The 559-nt window shown below is 69.2% G+C and carries 1 protein-coding gene; it reads left to right on the top strand.

Translation table 11 applies throughout. The annotated features are described in order from the left end of the window. On the top strand, window positions 1-383 hold a 383-nt coding region (locus tag J5M58_RS25995; protein ID WP_243432555.1), incomplete at its 5' end, for a hypothetical protein. Window positions 384-559 lie beyond the last annotated feature (176 nt).

Below are 559 nucleotides of genomic sequence, written 5' to 3'. Positions count from 1 at the left end.
CCGCCGCGAAGCTGCGCTGGCCCGAGCCGGCGCAATGGTGCGGCTATCTGCGCACGCCCGGCCTGCGCAACGTCGCGATCAAGGAGTCGTTCATGCACAACGGCGTGTTCGACACGCTGCGCGATGCGGTGGCGTTCTACAACACGCGCTCGACGGATCCGAAGCGCTGGTATCACGGCCGCGACACGTTCGACGACGTGCCGGCCGCGTACCGCGGCAACATCAACGTGAACTCGACGCCGATGAACCGCCGAGCCGGCACGCCACCCGCGATGACGGACGCCGACGTCGACGACATCGTCGCGTTCCTGCGCACGCTGACGGACGCCCGCTACGTCGGGCTGATGCCCGCGGCGCCCGACGGCAAGGCGGCGCGACCGTGAAAGCCCGCGGCCGCCCGCCCCCAGGCGGCCGGAACGGGGAACGCCTCGCCCGAGACGCCCGGTGGCGGGGCGAAACCCGCATGCCGAAGCTCAGGGCGACATCACGCGAGCGGGAAATCGGGAGACCGATACACTGTGACGTATCGACGAAATTCGTCTAACGAACGGAGGAAACG

The organism is Pseudomonas sp. 32_A, from assembly GCF_017490905.1.
Classification (GTDB): Bacteria; Pseudomonadota; Gammaproteobacteria; order Pseudomonadales; family Pseudomonadaceae; genus Aquipseudomonas; species Aquipseudomonas inefficax.
The sequence above is the reverse complement of the archived record's forward strand: the minus strand, read 5'-3'. Positions and strand labels throughout refer to the sequence as shown.